General features: G+C 48.7%; 9 protein-coding genes. All 9 read left to right on the forward strand.

Annotated features, from left to right (window positions below):
• Positions 1–55: 55 nt before the first annotated feature.
• The 9 genes from JT717_RS13260 (at position 56) to JT717_RS28805 (ending at position 15,071) form a co-directional block, all read left to right on the forward strand.
• Entirely contained in the window at positions 56–1,621 is a 1,566-nt protein-coding gene (locus JT717_RS13260; protein ID WP_205510963.1) for a RagB/SusD family nutrient uptake outer membrane protein, read from the forward strand.
• Between the two features lie 162 nt (positions 1,622–1,783).
• On the forward strand, positions 1,784–5,143 hold the full coding sequence (locus tag JT717_RS13265) for a VCBS repeat-containing protein (protein WP_205510964.1): 3,360 nt from the start codon (positions 1,784–1,786) through the stop codon (positions 5,141–5,143).
• Positions 5,144–5,301: 158 nt separating this feature from the next.
• Entirely contained in the window at positions 5,302–5,904 is a 603-nt protein-coding gene (locus JT717_RS13270; RefSeq protein WP_205510965.1) for an RNA polymerase sigma factor, read from the forward strand.
• A 97-nt stretch (positions 5,905–6,001) separates the two neighbouring features.
• Positions 6,002–7,273: a FecR family protein gene (locus tag JT717_RS13275; protein ID WP_205510966.1), complete on the forward strand. Its 1,272-nt coding sequence runs from the start codon at positions 6,002–6,004 to the stop codon at positions 7,271–7,273.
• Between the two features lie 82 nt (positions 7,274–7,355).
• Positions 7,356–10,676: a SusC/RagA family TonB-linked outer membrane protein gene (locus JT717_RS13280; RefSeq protein ID WP_205510967.1), complete on the forward strand. Its 3,321-nt coding sequence runs from the start codon at positions 7,356–7,358 to the stop codon at positions 10,674–10,676.
• 18 nt (positions 10,677–10,694) lie between these two features.
• Entirely contained in the window at positions 10,695–11,984 is a 1,290-nt protein-coding gene (locus tag JT717_RS13285; RefSeq protein ID WP_205510968.1) for a RagB/SusD family nutrient uptake outer membrane protein, read from the forward strand.
• A 17-nt stretch (positions 11,985–12,001) separates the two neighbouring features.
• Entirely contained in the window at positions 12,002–12,913 is a 912-nt protein-coding gene (locus JT717_RS13290) for a phosphodiester glycosidase family protein (protein ID WP_205510969.1), read from the forward strand.
• A gap of 20 nt (positions 12,914–12,933) precedes the next feature.
• Positions 12,934–14,253, forward strand: coding sequence for an IPT/TIG domain-containing protein (locus JT717_RS13295; protein WP_205510970.1), 1,320 nt, complete (start codon positions 12,934–12,936; stop codon positions 14,251–14,253).
• Positions 14,254–14,654: 401 nt separating this feature from the next.
• Entirely contained in the window at positions 14,655–15,071 is a 417-nt protein-coding gene (locus tag JT717_RS28805) for a group I intron-associated PD-(D/E)XK endonuclease (RefSeq protein ID WP_205510971.1), read from the forward strand.
• Positions 15,072–15,086: the final 15 nt, after the last annotated feature.

Here is a 15,086-nt window from a genome sequence, read left to right on the forward strand (position 1 = left end):
ATTTGACTTCTTTGACCGATTTGACTTCTTTGACTCATTTCAACAATTGCTTATTATGAAACGAACTACTTTTTATAAATACAGTGTTGCTATTGTACTGGTTTTACTGGGCATTATTGTAGCCTGTGAAAAAAGATTGGATAAGACCAATCCCAGTTATCCCGACCTGGGCAGCTATTTCAAGAACAGCGAAGAGCTGTTGCGCGGCACCAATTCCGTGTATTCCATTTATCATGGCGGATGGCTGGTAGGCCGCGAATGGTTCTTTGTAGAAGACCTGCGAAGCGATGAATTCGCAGCCGGTGGCGGTCAACTGGAAGTGCCCCGGGCGCAGATCCTGAACGGGAATACCACACCCGACAATGCGGTTATGGGTGATGTATGGAGAGGCTGGTATACCGTTATTCACCGGGCGAATACCGTTATAGCCAATGGTCCCAATGTAACCGATAATGCAGCCCTGCGCGACCGCTGTCTGGCCGAAGCCAAATTCTTCCGGGGCGTGGCCTATTTTGAATTATTGTATAAATGGGGACCCGTTCCCCTGTACCTGCAACCGGTTACTGCCGCCAACCAGTTTCAGCCAAGGGCACCCGAAGCAGAAGTATATAACCAGATCATCAGGGACCTGAAAGAGGCGGCAGCCGTTTTGCCATTATCATATGGTACAGAAGACCGCGGCAGGGCCACCAAAGGAGCAGCCAATGCCATGTTGGGCAGGGTATACATGCAGAAAGGAGATTATGACAGCGCCAAAACCGCCTTGCTGGCCGTGGTGAACTCCAATCAATACTCGATCAATATTCCTTATTTGAACAATTTCCTGGAAGAAACGGAATTCAATCCCGAATCGATCTTTGAAGCCGTGTATTTTCAGAATATTCCCAACCAGTTTAACTGGGGCGGAACCGGTGATGACCCCAGCCAGTCGCAGGGAACCGTGCGCAACCAGGAGTATTCGCCCATTGCCTGGCGTAATTTGATCCCCAGCAACAAATACCTGGAAGAGTTTGAAAAGACCAGCCAGGGCGCAGCCAAGACCGATCCGCGATTTAAAATGTCGGTCTATGAGACCGGCGACTTATTCAATAACAATGAATCGCAGATCACCGATGCCAATCAGAATGGCAACTCATCTGTTGTTCATGGGGTTCAACGCAAGATCAGCTGGCGTAAGTTCACCATCATTTATAAACATCCGGTGGCCGACCGTGCCGGTGGCGGAAATAATCAACGCATCATCCGCCTTGCTGAGGTCTTACTGATGCTGGCAGAATGTGAGAACGAGCTGGGTAATTTCAGCGCCGCCGTAGGATATTTGAATCAGGTACGCGACCGGCCGGGTGTTGAGATGCCGCATTATCCCACGGCACAGTTTCCAACCGGCAATAAACAACAGATCACCAGGGCCATTATGCATGAGAAAATGGTAGAGCTGGGTGGTGAGGAGATCCGTAACCGCGACATCATCCGCTGGCGGAAGAAAGGCTATTTTACAACGGATCCGCTACCTTACTTCAGGGCTAACCGCGATGAATTACTACCCATACCACAAGCAGAAATCGATAACAACCCCGAACTCGGTGCAAGGGGTATAGCCAGGCAAAACAGAGGATACTAAGTAAGAAGACCTGTAAGGTGTGCATTTAGAGCTAGCCAATGGGTAAGCTGATGCACACCTGACAGGTCTTCTTAAATTTGACCTGTCAGGTCTGTTAATCAACTGTCTCGGCCAACCTCTGAGACAGACCTTACAGGTCTATATAAAAAAATTAACACGCCTATGGGCTCACAAAAGCGCATTGCTTTTTGGTTACCGGTATTATATTCCTTCCTTACGTTCAACTGTACAACAAAGAAACAGGATGGCTTATTTACGTCACTGCCGGCAGCAGTTTCGAACATTGATTTTATTAACCAGGTGAATGAAACAGATTCTACCCATTCTTTTATCAATGAATTTGGCTACATGGGCGGGGGCGTTGGCATTGGAGATTTTAACAACGACGGATTAAAGGACATTTATTTTACCGGTAACCAGGTGAGTTCAAAGCTGTATATAAATAAAGGCAATAACCGCTTTGAAGATGTAACTGCAACAGCCGGATGCGGTACCAATACCTGGGCCACGGGGGTCAGTATTGTAGATATCAATAGCGATGGCTTCGATGATATTTATGTTTGTGTATTTGGAAAGAACCTGCTCGAGCGCGCGCCGAACCTGCTGTTCATCAATCAGCAGAATGGTACATTCAAAGAGTCGGCAGCCGCGTATGGACTGGCAGATACCAGTTACAGCACGCAGGCGGTCTTTGTAGATTACGACAAAGACGGCGACCTGGATATGTATCTCACCAATTACCTGCTGAGCGCGGCCAATGCCAATACCATTTACCCGCGAGACAAAAGCGGCCGCTCGCCGGCCAATGACCGCTTATACCGCAATGAAGGTGTAATCGCACAGGCGGGGCATCCGGTATTTACCGATGTAACGATGGCAGCGAATATCAGGGAAGACGGTTATGGATTAGGCGTTGTAGTAAGCGATCTCAATAATGACGGCTGGCCCGATATCTATGTGGCCAATGATTTTTTAACGAACGATGTATTGTGGTTGAACAACCGAAACGGAACGTTCACCAATTGTATTGCCCAAAGTATCCAACATCAAAGCTACTCAAGCATGGGCGCCGATGCGGCCGATCTGAACAATGACGGCTGGGCCGATGTAGTGACCCTGGATATGATGCCCGAGCACAATGAACGCCGCAAGCTGAGCTGGTCGGTGATGAACTATGAGCGGTACCAGGCAGAAAGGGCCTATGGCTATGAGCCGGAATATATGCGAAATATGTTGCAGCTTAACAATGGCATTATGAATAGGGGCGACAGTTCCATCCCTTTCTTCAGCGAGATCGGCCAAATGGCCGGCATCTCGAACACCGACTGGAGCTGGAGCGTACTCATGGCCGACTTTGATAACGACGGCTGGAAGGATCTGCATATTACCAATGGCATTGGACGCGATTTTATCAATGCCGATTTCCTCGAGTTCAGTTCCACTGTAATGGGCCGGATAACCGATCTGAAAGAACAAAGAAAACGGATCAATAAGAAACTCGAATCACTAGATCATGTAGAGCTGGGCAATTATTTATACCGCAACAATGGCAACTATACGTTTACCGATGTTTCGCAACAGGCCGGCGTTAATGAAGCGTCTATGTCGAACGGCGCGGCCTGGGCCGACCTGGATAATGATGGCGACCTCGACCTTGTAGTGAACAATATCAATAAAGAAGCATTTGTACTCATTAATAATACGAACGAAAAAGAGAAACCGCTCACCCAACACTTTCTTAGTATTGAATTAAAAGGGAAGGGGGCGAACCCGCATGCTTTCGGCGCGAAAGTAAAAGTGTATACAGGCCGGCAGGTGCAGGTGCAGGAGCAAAACCCGGTAAGGGGTTATTTCTCCACCAACGATACGAAACTACTCTTTGGTTTGGGTCAGTCTGCATATATCGATTCCATTGTTACCATTTGGCCCGACAATACATACCAGGTATTACGGCAGGTGACGGTGGATTCGTTATTGGTTATTAAACAACAGCCGGCAGGAGTATGGAATGAAATGGTCGCCTCAGACCAGCCGGCTGTTTTTTCCGATGTAACTCGGGCCACACAAATGTTTTACAAGCATGTGGAAAGTAATTATAACGACTTCGCGGTACAACGTTTGTTACCGCAAAAATTTTCGCAGTTGGGTCCGTATATAACGACGGCCGATATCAATCACGACGGCCTCACCGATCTGTTTGCAGGTGGGGCCTTTAATTATTCCGGCCAGTTATTCCTGCAAGAACCAAACGGAGCATTTACCGCGCAGGCGCTGACAGACAGTATAAAAATGGAAGAAGACCAGGATTGTATCTTCTTCGATGCCGATAATGATGGCGACCCCGACCTGCTGGTGACCAGTGGCAATGTCCAGGTAGATGAACATTCACCCTACAATGCGCCCCGTTTATACAGCAATGATGGCAAGGGCCATTTTACATTGCAAGCCAACGCTATTCCTGCAGCTGTTCGCATCATTGCCGGTTGCGTACAAAGCGGCGATTATGACAGCGATGGCGATGCCGATCTCTTTATCGGCAGCAGAGTGACCAACCGATACCCATTACCCGGGCGCAGTTATCTTTTGCGTAACGAGAAAGGCGTATTTACGGATGTTACCAGCACAGTATGCAGGGAGCTGGTGCAACCGGGGATGATCACAGCGGCTGTGTGGACAGACCTTGACAATGACCGTCAACCCGACCTGGTGATCGCAGGGGAGTGGATGCCGGTGCGGTTCTTTAAAAATGATCGCGGCCATTTACGCGAAGTGACGGCAGGTACCGGCCTGGGTAAGATGAGCGGCATGTGGCGAAGCCTCGCCGCTTCTGATATCGACCAGGATGGCGATATGGATCTGGTGGCAGGCAACCTTGGTTTAAATTGCGATTACCAGGTAAGCGACTCCACGCCCATGGAATTGTATGCAGCCGACCTGGATGGCAATGGCAGTATTGATCCCATTCCTTTTTATTATATAAAGGACCAGACAGGTGTTAAACGTTTATACCCCGGCATTAACCGGCGGCAGTTTGCCGACCAGGTGCCGGCCATTAAAAAGCAGTTCCTGCATCATGCAGACTATGCGAAAGCCGGTTTCAATGAGATCTTTAAAGGTAAAAAAGACAGTTTGCAGCGTTTTACCTGCACCGAAACGCGCAGTTGCTGGTTTGAAAATCAAGGTGGTGGACGTTTCCGGCCGCATTATTTGCCGCAGGAAGCGCAGTTTGCCCCAGTAAATGCTATATTGTGTGAGGATATTGACCAGGATGGCCTCACCGATCTGCTGCTGGCGGGAAATGAATATCAGAATGAAGTGATGACAGGGCGGTACGATGCCAGCTATGGTTGTTTTCTGAAAGGCATTACCCGGAAAAACTTTTCAGCCATACCGCCTGCACGTAGTGGCTTTTTGGTCCGGGGCGATGTGAAGGATATGGCCTTGATAAAACAGCGCAATGGAAACCGGCTGATCGTTATCGGGATAAACAACGACGCCTTGAAAGTCTTACAGGTGCGTTAAGCGCCCGTTGCCTTTGGCAGATTTTGCGCCTGTCCGCCATTAGCGGATGTAGCCTCTCGCCTTGCTCCTTCAGCATATTAAGTAAATATTAAGAACAATGCCTTGGAAGAAAACATAGAAAATAAAATTGATAACTTGCAGGAACAAGTAGCGGTTTATTGGAACATCATTTCTTGCATAACGATAAAGAATTATTGCGGCAAATAGCTGAGGGAGACCAGGATGCGTTTGCCAGACTCTATATTGCCTTCTACGATAAAGTGTATTCCGTGGCCCTGATGTACCTGAAAGTGCATGAACTGGCCGAAGACAGCGCCCAGCAGGTATTTTTACAACTTTGGGAAAAACGCAGCTCGCTGCTTGCTGTAAACGATCTGAATGCCTTTATTTTTATTACCGCCCGCAATCAAATCTTCAACAGCCTGCGCAAAAGCGCCCGGCACGAAACACACCGGCAGCTTATCACTGAACGTTTTTTACAGGAAACAGGCTCACCCGAAGATCTGCTGATCCTGAAGCAAAGAGCGGGAATAGTACAGGAGGTCATTGGCCGCCTGCCCGAACGTCAGCAGCAGGCTTTCCGCCTCAGCCGGGAAAGTGGCCTGCGGCACAAGGAAATAGCGGTCATTATGAAAGTTTCGGTGACCACCGTAAAAGAACATATTTCCAATGCCCTGCAACATATAAGAACTGCCTTATCGGTACGTAAAGACGAATTGTTGCTACTGCTTGTGTATCTGCTTGCTAACATGCCTGATTAACCACCCTTCCGATTTTCTTCAAATTTTTTTTTCGGCATACCTACCTTTTTTCAAGTCGCGTGTCTTTATATCTAAACAGAACCCTTTTCATTCAAACATGACTACAGAACGGTTCAAACACTTATTGCAGCAATACCTGTCACAGCAGATGACGGAAGCGGAATTGGAAGAATTCCTCGATGCCGCTGTTTTGCCTGAATTTGAACCGGTTCTCAAAGCGGCCCTCGAAAGAGATTGGCAGTCAACCCGGGTAGCGGGAAGCAGCAGGGAAGGGCAGGCCGAACAGTCCTTTGAAAACTTCAGGCAGTTGATCGGCCAGCAAGAGGGCGCAGCTGGTAAATACCGCCGCATGCAAACGGGACGCAGCAGCTGGTTGCGTTATGCCGCAGCCATCCTGATACTGGCAGGCGGTACCGCGACCTGGATGCTGGCGAAAAAAGCGCCTGAGCGTGAAGGGCAGCCGCCAATAACACAGCAAACAACGCCGATAGATATTGCCCCGGGCGGTAACAAGGCCATGCTTACTTTGAGCGATGGTTCTGTGATCGTTTTAGACAGTGCCGCCAATGGCACGCTGGCTGAACAAGGCAACGCAAAAATTGTAAAGTTGAATAATGGGCAATTGGTTTATGCGCAGGAAAACCAAGAGAGTGGTAACGCATTGACCCCGGCGCAGCGGGCAGGCATTGACCATTCACCAATGACCTTTAACACTTTGACCACTCCTCGTGGGGGACAATATCAGCTTACCCTGCCCGATGGTTCAAAAGTTTGGTTGAATGCGGCATCGAGTATAACCTATCCCACTTCATTTGCATCCAACGAAAGAGTAGTGACTGTTACCGGTGAGGTTTATTTTGAAGTGGCCAAACAGGCAACACGTCCCTTTATTGTAAAAAAAGGAAGTACCAGTGTCACTGTGCTGGGCACGCATTTCAATGTGAATGCGTATGAAGATGAAGTGAACTTAAAAGTGACCCTGCTCGAAGGAAGCGTGAAAGTCAATTCGGCAATTGACAATGGGCAATCGGCAATGGACCCTCGATTTGCAGCAATTTTAAAACCTGGCCAGCAGGCCATAGTTTCGGCACATTCACCATTGACCATTGACCATTCACCAAACGTAGATAAAGTAATGGCCTGGAAGAACGGCATCTTTAATTTTCATAAGGCCAGCCTGCAGGAAGTGATGCGGCAATTGTCGCGATGGTACAATGTGGATGTAGTGTATGAAAAAGGAGTTCCGAATATGGAATTCGGCGGCGAGATGGGCCGCGACCTTACTCTTGCACAGGTACTGCAGGGTTTTGAAGACATGGAAATTCATTTTAGAATAGAAGCCGGCAACCGGCTGATCGTTATGCCATAGGGAAATTACCCAGCCTATCCTTTTATTGTTTTTTTCTTCATCGAATTTATTGGTCCCAACATTTAACCGTAAATGTGCATTTATGAAGTTAACTGCTTTATTATTAGTCCTGTTTGGTTTACAGATAAGCTTAGCCGCGAGTCCGCAGACCATTACCTTTTCTGGTAAGGACGTCCCGCTTGAAAAGATCTTTGCCGAGGTGAAAACCCAAACCGGTTACCTGGTGATGTACAATTACAAAATGATCCGTAATGCACATCCTGTGACCATCACCGTGCACAATGAGCCCTTGCCTTCTTTTATGCAGCAGGTGCTCAACCGGCAATCGCTCGATTACAGCATCCTCAACAAGACCATCATCATCAAACGCAAACCCGAAGCACCCGACGTTTCGGTAATCAGGCAGGCGGCCCCTGAACAGCCACTACCCATAGATGTAAATGGAAAGGTGACCGATGAAAGCGGTGCACCGCTTTCGGGCGCTACCATTAAAGTAAAAGGCAGTAACCAGGTCACCAGTTCGGATGCCGCCGGAAATTTCAGTTTTAAAAATCTGAAGGCAGGTGCAGTGTTGGAGGTGTCGTATATAGGCCATATTACCCGCGAGATCAGGCTCGATGAAAAGAACAGCATGCCGGTGATCACGCTGCAAAAGGAAGATTCGAAATTGGGCGAGGTAGTGGTGATCGGTTACGGATTCCAAAAGCGCAGGGAAGTTTCGGCAGCCGTGGCATCGTTCAAACCAACGGAAGAGAACAGCCGGCCGGCATTGAGTGCCGATCAATTGATCCAGGGAAGAATGCCGGGTGTACAGGTGAGTGCCGGTTCAGGCAGTCCGGGCAGCTCTAACCGGGTATCGGTGCGGGGTATTGGTTCGCTCAGCGCTACCAACGAACCGCTGTATGTGATCGATGGAATTCCGGTGGTGCAGCAAAATGCGGCCCTCATTAATATGGGTGAGAACATGAACCCCCTGGCCTTGCTCAATCCCAATGATATTGAGTCGGTAGAAGTGTTGAAAGATGCGGCCTCTGCCGCCATCTATGGATCCAGAGCTACCAATGGCGTTATCATCATTACAACTAAGTCAGGACGCGCAGGTAAATCAAAATTCACGGTCGATTATACCACCGGCATTCAGAATGTGCCCAACCTGCATAAAGTAGAGATGGCCAGTTCTGAACAATACCTGCAGGTGATCAATGAAGCGATCGATAACTTCAATATGCAAAACAATTACCTGCCCGGCAGCACCAATTATATGCTGCGCAAAGAAAATCCCTACCCCGGCTTGCCGGATACCGACTGGATGGACCTTGTGTTGCGCACCGCCAGAACACAAAGCGTAGGCTTTTCCGTTACGAGCGGTACTGATAAGACAAAACTGTATATTTCCGGCAACTACCTCAACCAGGAAGGCGCTGTAAAAACACAAAAGTTTGAGCGGTATACCGGCAAGCTTAACCTCTCGCATAAGTTGAACAGCTGGCTGGAGTTTGGCGCCAATACCAATTTCAGTTATTCGAGAAATGACCGGGTGCCCGGTTCCAACCTGGGCTCTACGATCATGGCGCGTTCATTACCACAGCGGCCCTTTGACCGGCCTTATAAGCCCAATGGCGAATATTATGTGGGTGGAACCGAAGATCTGGTGTACCACAACCCGGTGCAGATCCTGAATGAAGAGAATACCTTCATCAATTCTTATCGCATGCTCGGCAACTTTTACGGCAGCCTGAACCTTGCGAAAGGTTTGGTGTTCAAATCCGCTTTTGGCGCCGATCTTACGTATACGGTAGATAATGTGCACTACAATGAAAAACATCCCTACGGAACCGGTGTAGGCAGTTTAACAGATGCCCGCCGCCTTGCTTCCAACCTGTTGTGGGAAAATACCCTCAACTACAACAAGACCTTCAATAAGCTTGAATTCGGCGCCCTCGCAGGTTACTCATATCAGAAGCTGAACAACTCAACTTCGTCGATCGAAGGGCGCGGTTTTCCATCACCCGCTTTCGATGTATTGTCGGTAGCTTCTGAAATTACCAGCGCATCTACCGGTCTTTCTGAAAGCGCCCTCTTGTCGCTGTTCGGCAGAACCAATTTCTCCTGGGATGGCAAATATTTGCTTGCGCTTTCATTGCGGGCCGATGGTTCCTCAAAATTCGCACCCAATAATCGCTGGGGTTATTTCCCCGCGGTATCGGCAGGCTGGAATATTTCCAACGAGAACTTCTGGAACTGGCAGCATACGCAGGCAAAGCTCAGGGCCAGTTATGGCGCCACGGGTAACCAGGATGGCATCAGCAGTTATGCCTACCAGGCACAAATGAGCGGCGGCATGAACTATGGCCTCAGCAGCGGGATTGGCGTAAGCACCAATGGCAATATGAACCTTACCTGGGAAACCGCCCGCCAGTTCGACATCGGTATCGACCTCAGCCTGCTGAAAGGTAAACTGAATTTCACCGCCGATTACTTCGTAAAGAACACCGACAATCTCTTATATAGCAAACCTGAACCGGCTACCAGCGGTTTCACCAGCATCATCAGCAATATTGGTTCTATGCGGAATACCGGATTTGAATTCCTTGTAGGCACCAACCTGAATATCGGTAAAGTACAGTGGTCATCCGATTTCAACATCTCTTTTATCAGGAATAAACTTACCTCGCTCATTGGCAACGACGCCTTATTGATAGGCGATAACCGCACCCTGAAAGTAGGCGAGGAAGTAGGCAGTCATTATCTGTATAAACAACTGGGCATTTACCAGGATGATAAAGACGTACCTGAACACTTTTATAAGAACGGCGTGAGGGCCGGAGATGTCATTTACGAAGACATCGACGATAACAAAGCGATCGATGTGAACGACCGGCAGATCGTGGGCTCTTCCAATCCCGACTTCTTTGGTGGTTGGAACAACAGCTTCCGCTATAAGAATTTTGATCTGAATATTTTCTTCACCTATTCTTCCGGTGCAGAAGTATATGCCAGCTACCGGCTCACGGTCGATCGACTCGGGAACAATTTCGCCAACATCACGGAAAGAGCGGTGAATGAAAGATGGACAGGACCAGGCACCAGCAACAGCACACCTAGAGCCATTTATGGTTCTACCTGGAATACGCAGAACTCATCGCGATTCATTGAAGACGGGTCCTTCATCCGCCTGCGTTCCCTTAACCTCGGGTATACATTACCGGCGAATGTCATCAGCCGCCTGAAAATGACCCGCGTGCGTATATACGCCCAGGCAGATAACCTGTTCCTGCTGACCAGGTATTCAGGTATGGATCCTGAAGTGACCAGCAATTTTGATCCCCAATTCATGGGGCAGGACAACCTGATCCTTCCGCAATTACGGGTGATCAATTTTGGCCTGAACATTAGTTTTTAAAAGTTAAATCGGAATACAATGAACCGGCATACACTTATAATATTCGTTTTTTGTGCGATCGCTTTTACCGGCTGTACGAAACTGGATTTTTATCCGCACTCAGCTGCCTCACCGGATAATGTATCAGAAAAAGACCTGGACCCATTAATGAAAGGAATGTATAATGCGGTGCAGAACTTTCCGGGCAGGGAATCTTATATCATGTACGACCTGGTAGGCGGTAATCTTACCGGCGCTTCCGGCGGTAATACGCTGGCCTTTATCAACAATATTCTGCGCACCGATTATTCACTGGTAAGGCAGGATTGGAATGGTTATTTCCGCGCTTTGTACCAGGTGAACAATGTGCTGCAGATCCTGGAGAAAATGCCTGATTCGGATAAAAAGACCCAGGTAGCCGGCGTAGCGCATTTTTTAAGAGCACATATCTACTATAACCTCACTACCCGCTGGGGCGATGTACCGCTGATAAAAGTTACCACCTCAGCGCTGGTCTCGCGCACGGCGCAGGCGGAGATCTGGCAATTCATAGAAGAGGAGTTGCTGGCCGCCATGAACCAGGCGCCTGCATTTATTGCCGGCTTGAATGGTGATTATTATCTGGCATCAAGAGAGGCGGCCCAGGCGCTTATGGCGCGCGTGAAACTGGCGCAGGGAAAAAACAGCGAAGCGGCTGAGTATGCAGAAAGACTTATCAGCTCGGGTTTATTTCAGCTCGACCGCTTTGAAAAAATATTCAGGAAGCAGGATAATAAGGAAGTGATCTTTGCATTTGAAAATCTGACCGAAGAATCCAGTATTACCCTCAGTACTTTATTTTATACCTACGCACACCCGGTGAAAGGGTCTTATGTGTACAAGCCCACAGACGAGGTAATGAACCTCTACGAAGCCGGCGATAATCGCAAGGCCATCTCGATAGACACCTATACAAATCTCAACGTGATCAACAAATACCCGAGCGGACAGGCTGGTACTGATCCGGTGATCATCATCCGGCTCGCTGAGATGTACCTGATCAGTGCGGAGGCGCAGGGCCTTAATGGACTGAACCGGCTGAATCAGTTGCGTGCTGCACGGAATTTGTCAGCGCTCAATCCGTCCTCACTGGAAGAATACCAGCAGGCAGTGGCGCTGGAAAGAAGGCGTGAGCTGTTGGCGGAAGGATTTCGCTGGTACGATCTCGTACGTACCGGCAGGGCCGTGAATGAGTTGGGCATAGAATGGTTCCGGCAGAAATTTCCCATTCCCGATTATGAAAGGCTGGTGAATGAAAACCTGGGCCAGAACGATGGTTATGTTTTTTAAAAGAAAAAAAGACACACATGCTGCTGAAAAATTATAAAGCATTTGCAATAGGATTATCGCTGCTCGGCTTTGTGGCCTGTAAAAAGGACGAGCCGGTGGAGACCATACTCGACAACAACCTGAGTGAAGTATCGAAAGCCCTGCTGGAGAAAACGCAATTGGTAGCCCGGGTTTTTACCGATACAGTGATCGAGGTACATCCCGGCGTACAAAGTACCGAAATACATTACCTCAGCCGCGAAGGGTATTCCATGCGCTTGTTTGTAATGCGGGTGGATATGAAACAACCCGGATTGGCATTGAAACCGATCACGCCATTCGGCGGTACCGGGTATGCACGGCAAACGGTTCCCGACATGCTGAAATACATTCAGGGCCCGAACAGTAAACCACTGTTTGCCGCCAATTCCGATTTCTTTAATGGCAATACCGGTGAACCCAGGGGTATTGTGTATTTGAATGGACAGGCAGTGCGCACTATCATTCCGGCTGCTGATTGGGGTTATTTCGGGGTGAGCAAGACCGGTCAGTTGATGCTGGGAGATTCATTGGATTATACACAAAGAAAAGGGGAGATCCTGCATGCGCTGGGCGGGCATCAACGCCTGGTAAGAAATAAGGTGCTGGAACCGCAAACCGACCAGACCATAGAACCGCGCACCTGCGTAGGGTTTACGGCAGACAATATCCTGTATTTTATGGTGGTGGATGGCCGCCGGTTCGATTATTCGAATGGCGCTACCTATCAAAAGCTCGGGCAAATGATGCTGGCCGTGGGTGCTGTAGAAGCCATCAACCTCGATGGAGGAGGTTCTTCAACCTATATGATCAACAATCCCCGCGGCAACATTATGCAGGTACGCAACTGGTCATCAGACGGCGCGCCGCGCGCAGTGGCCAATGGATGGAGTATTGTATCAACCAATTAAAACATCAGATCCTTAACTATATGATTGCAGTTAAAAGATATCAATGGCTGTTTCTGCTGCCCCTGTTAATTCTCGCAGCAGCCTGTGAAAAAGACAGCGATACGAATAATAATCCGGTGGATCCGGTGATCGTATCGGTATCACCAGAAAGCGGAACCGGCGCTACCATCGTGAGCATTTTAGGAAGAAATTTCAGTCCGGTCGCCGATGAGAATAAAGTACAGTTCAATGGACAGGACGCGATCGTGCTGGATGCCAGTAAGGGCGAGCTGAAAGTAGTGTCGCCTGCCAATGGGCAAACAGGCAAAATCACTATTACGGTCGGCGATGTTACCCTCGAAGGGCCTGTGTTTACATATAAGGAGCCGGCTAAGGAGTACATTGTGTCTACGGTGGCAGGCAATGGTACCGCAGGTTACCAGGATGCGGTAGGGCCCGACGCCCTGTTTGCGGCGCCTGAAGGCGTGTGCCTCGATGCGCAGGGTAATCTCATTGTTACCGATCGCACCAATAACCGCATCCGGAAGATTGCATTGAACGGAAGCGTTAGCACTATTGCCGGAACCGGCGAAAAAGCATTTGCCGATGGACCGGCAGCGGCGGCCAAGTTCAGTTTTCCCTGGCGTTCTGCCATCGACGCACAGGGCAATATTTATGTGGCCGACCGTGATAATCATAAGATCAGAAAAATAACACCCGATGGAACGGTGAGCACACTGGCAGGCAGCACGGCCGGATATGCAGATGGACAGGGAGTGGCCGCCAAGTTCAACCAGCCCCTGGATGTGGCCGTTGATGCCAATGGGAACGTGTATGTAGCTGATAACCTCAATCACCGTATCCGGAAGATCACGCCCGGCGGAGCAGTGAGCACGCTGGCGGGCAGTGCCAGTGGATATAAAGACGGTAGCGGTACGGCAGCCGCTTTTGCCAATCCATCAGGAATAGCCGTTGATGCAGCCGGTAATGTGTTGGTGGCCGACCGGTTGAACCACCGCATCAGGAAGATTAGCGCTGCCGGTGAGGTGAGCACCCTGGCAGGCGCCGGCACGGTAGGGGCGCTGGACGGCGATGCTACTGCCGCCAAATTCAACCAGCCTTATGGAATAGATGTAAACGCGAAAGGCGTAATTGTCGTGGGCGATCTTACGAATAATATGGTGCGGATGATTGATCAGGGCAAGGTGAGCACACTGGCGGGAACGGTGAGTGGTTTTACCGACGGAGTGGGGACGGCGGCCCGTTTTAACCAGCCGGTGGATGTGGCGATCGATGCAAACGGTACTGTGTACGTGGCTGACCTGGGCAATAACCGGGTACGGAAGATTGTGCCGATGTAGTGGGTGGTAGAACTGTCAAAAAGGGCCTTTTTAAAAGTGTATCCGGTTGACGGCGAGCCTGATTTCGGTGATAAATAGTGATTTCCTGAAGGTTATGGGGCTAAACCCGTTGAAATAGTTGAATGCGATAGGAGAAAATATCGATAAAAGACCTATTTTTGCGCTCCCGATGAAAGTCGGGAGGTGTGTTTTGAACCGGTAAGCAATTATTGGTTCAAAATAGGACCGGTAGCTCAGCTGGATAGAGCAGCTGCCTTCAAACTTAGGAGCCTTATAAGGGAAACGAAACCTTATAAGTGGATGCCACTATATCGGTGAAACCTTCCTGTACAATGCAGATGGCAATACCGAGGAAACTTGAAATCATCTGGTGAAAGGTAAATTCTGATGGTAATAGTTTCATGATTTATCATCATACCAAGAACAAAGGTGATTTAGGTGTTTTGAAGGTTAAACTGGACCTGTACCTGCAAGGATTTTTGATACTAGCACCTGAAACTGAGCATGCACCATTCGATGTAGTGATTTACAAAGATGGTGTTTTTAAGTCCGTTCAGGTTAAATTCAGAAATCTTAACAGAAATGGAGTTCTTCAGATCCCTTTTAGAAGTTGTTACAGCACTTCCAAAGGAGTAATGACAAAGCTTGTAAACAAGGCAGTTATTGACATTTATGCAGTGTATTGCCCACAAACAGATTCTTGTTATTATTTTGATCCAAAGCATTTCAACAGGTGTATAAGTTTAAGGGTAAAAACATCATTGAATAATCAGCAACAAGGAGTTTGGATAGCTGATGATTTCAAAAAGGTTCCGTAGAGACTACACGTGGCA

Origin of the sequence: Longitalea arenae, assembly GCF_016924755.1 — a bacterium.
In the GTDB taxonomy this organism is placed as follows: Bacteria; Bacteroidota; Bacteroidia; order Chitinophagales; family Chitinophagaceae; genus Niastella; species Niastella arenae.

Bases quoted from the DNA above. Each gene is read 5' to 3' on its own strand.
- JT717_RS13295 (WP_205510970.1), top strand. From the start codon at position 12,934: ATGATTGCAGTTAAAAGATATCAATGGCTGTTTCTGCTGCCCCTGTTA.
- JT717_RS13265 (WP_205510964.1), top strand. From the start codon at position 1,784: ATGGGCTCACAAAAGCGCATTGCTTTTTGGTTACCGGTATTATATTCC.
- JT717_RS13280 (WP_205510967.1), top strand. From the start codon at position 7,356: ATGAAGTTAACTGCTTTATTATTAGTCCTGTTTGGTTTACAGATAAGC.
- JT717_RS13275 (WP_205510966.1), top strand. From the start codon at position 6,002: ATGACTACAGAACGGTTCAAACACTTATTGCAGCAATACCTGTCACAG.
- JT717_RS13285 (WP_205510968.1), top strand. From the start codon at position 10,695: ATGAACCGGCATACACTTATAATATTCGTTTTTTGTGCGATCGCTTTT.
- JT717_RS28805 (WP_205510971.1), top strand. From the start codon at position 14,655: ATGATTTATCATCATACCAAGAACAAAGGTGATTTAGGTGTTTTGAAG.
- JT717_RS13260 (WP_205510963.1), top strand. From the start codon at position 56: ATGAAACGAACTACTTTTTATAAATACAGTGTTGCTATTGTACTGGTT.
- JT717_RS13290 (WP_205510969.1), top strand. From the start codon at position 12,002: ATGCTGCTGAAAAATTATAAAGCATTTGCAATAGGATTATCGCTGCTC.